The sequence below is a fragment of the Citrobacter sp. L55 genome (genome assembly GCF_002850715.1).
Taxonomy (GTDB): domain Bacteria; phylum Pseudomonadota; class Gammaproteobacteria; order Enterobacterales; family Enterobacteriaceae; genus Citrobacter; species Citrobacter braakii.
This window is the reverse complement of record NZ_KZ559447.1, coordinates 1-1944: the sequence shown is the minus strand read 5'-3', so window position 1 is coordinate 1944 and position 1944 is coordinate 1. Positions and strand designations below refer to the sequence as shown.

Sequence of the window (1944 nt, the reverse complement as noted above, 5' to 3'; positions counted from 1 at the left end):
TTCACCACTTCCCGTGGATGTACCTGTGTATGGTTGATGGTGCCGGTGAAGAGGGTTTCGTGCGTAATCAACCGATGCTGGTTATCGAGGAAGATCACGGTAAATTCTTCGCGCTCCTGTGTGGCAAGCTGCAGACGCAGCCAGTCACGTACTGCATGGCTGGACGTAAATGACGCCCCGGGTTCGCGTAACTGACGCTCCAGAAGGGTTAGTGCCTTGCGGATGGTCTGTTGTGCAGAGACAGGCAGGACTGAGGCAAATAAAGGGAGCTGTTGTTTCATGGCGTTTCCCTCAGTCGATGATGTGCATGATGGTGCTGCATTCCGCATGCCTGAGTGCGTAANGGCAGGACTGAGGCAAATAAAGGGAGCTGTTGTTTCATGGCGTTTCCCTCAGTCGATGATGTGCATGATGGTGCTGCATTCCGCATGCCTGAGTGCGTAATCCCGCAGACGGTAATAGTGTTCCGTCATGGCATCGCATTCGGTGCGACAGGCATGGTGGCTGTAAGCAATGAGGCAGACTGCAATGCCTGCAGCTTCTGCACTCATCTCTGCTCCGTTGCCATTCATACTGTTGAACAGCGACCATTTTTCACTGGTATCCTCATTTGCTTCCGGGGCCATAAAAGCACCGCCGTTGCTCAGCATGTAAAACTGCCAGATGCCACCGTGATAATCGGCGCAGAGTCGGTCCATCCAGGCAAAGATACGTGGCTCCAGGGNGTTGCTCAGCATGTAAAACTGCCAGATGCCACCGTGATAATCGGCGCAGAGTCGGTCCATCCAGGCAAAGATACGTGGCTCCAGGGTTATACACTGCGGTATGTTGCCAAAGTGTTGTGGCCAGAAGTCCACACGCAGTTCGTCCGAAACGAGCGTAGCGCTCAGTTCATCAGAGGATGGATGTAACGGGAGGGTGTTGTTAAGGTTGAGCATATCAGTCATATCAGTCATGTCAGTCATGTCAGTCATGTCAGTCATGTCAGTGGTTCCTTTTGTAAAGGTCATAAGCGCACTCCCGCTGAACAGGAGCGTGCAGGTCGTTTGAGTTTTTGGGCAACAGGCGTGCAGTGCTACCGGCTGGTGATATCTGCCGGCGGTACGTTCAGGCGTAGCTGTGGGCAGGACTGTGCATAGCCATCAGCATCGCACCGTGAGGGCCAGATGCCGTCAGCCACAGACAGCCTGCACAGACTGCGTTCACCGGGGNCTCCCGCTGAACAGGAGCGTGCAGGTCGTTTGAGTTTTTGGGCAACAGGCGTGCAGTGCTACCGGCTGGTGATATCTGCCGGCGGTACGTTCAGGCGTAGCTGTGGGCAGGACTGTGCATAGCCATCAGCATCGCACCGTGAGGGCCAGATGCCGTCAGCCACAGACAGCCTGCACAGACTGCGTTCACCGGGGTGGTAGCAGAGATGTCTGCACCAGGCGCAGAGGTCATCGTCGGATATGGAGCGGCTGCCGGGCTGGTTTTGCAGTGAGACAGGCCAGACTGCTGATCAGTATTCGCCGGAACGTGCTGCATCAGCTCAGTGCCTGCTGCAGCTCTTCCGCCATCACCCACANGGTAGCAGAGATGTCTGCACCAGGCGCAGAGGTCATCGTCGGATATGGAGCGGCTGCCGGGCTGGTTTTGCAGTGAGACAGGCCAGACTGCTGATCAGTATTCGCCGGAACGTGCTGCATCAGCTCAGTGCCTGCTGCAGCTCTTCCGCCATCACCCACAACGCGCGGTTAAGCTTCAGGTCACCGTCGATACCTTTCACGGCGCGGGTACGGCTGCGCTTTCCCTGCGCGGTTCGCCCGGCAAGTCCGCCTTTCTGCAGATTTTCCTGAAGCCGGTTGAATACCGTCCAGAGGTCATTCTGTTCATCCTGCCAGCGGCGGGGGGAGAGCACCTGGGCTTCGGTCACCGGCTGATGCTCTTCACCAAAGCGATACG

General features: G+C 56.5%; 4 protein-coding genes. All 4 read right to left on the bottom strand.

Annotated elements, in window-relative coordinates; genetic code table 11:
* The coding region (locus B9P82_RS28045; protein ID WP_305764033.1) for a JAB domain-containing protein at nt 1–281 on the bottom strand (281 nt) is incomplete at its 3' end.
* Between the two features lie 111 nt (nt 282–392).
* Complete coding sequence (locus B9P82_RS28040; protein ID WP_246842192.1) at nt 393–947, bottom strand: antirestriction protein; 555 nt, start codon at nt 945–947, stop codon at nt 393–395.
* Between the two features lie 355 nt (nt 948–1302).
* Nucleotides 1303–1527, bottom strand: a complete 225-nt coding sequence (locus B9P82_RS28030) for a hypothetical protein (RefSeq protein ID WP_168188482.1) — start codon at nt 1525–1527, stop codon at nt 1303–1305.
* 160 nt (nt 1528–1687) lie between these two features.
* Nucleotides 1688–1944: DUF932 domain-containing protein (locus B9P82_RS28025; RefSeq protein ID WP_143704305.1), on the bottom strand; the 257-nt coding region annotated here is incomplete at its 5' end.

Coding starts and splice junctions, on each gene's coding strand:
- B9P82_RS28030 (WP_168188482.1), bottom strand. CDS start 1,527: ATGCAGCACGTTCCGGCGAATACTGATCAGCAGTCTGGCCTGTCTCAC.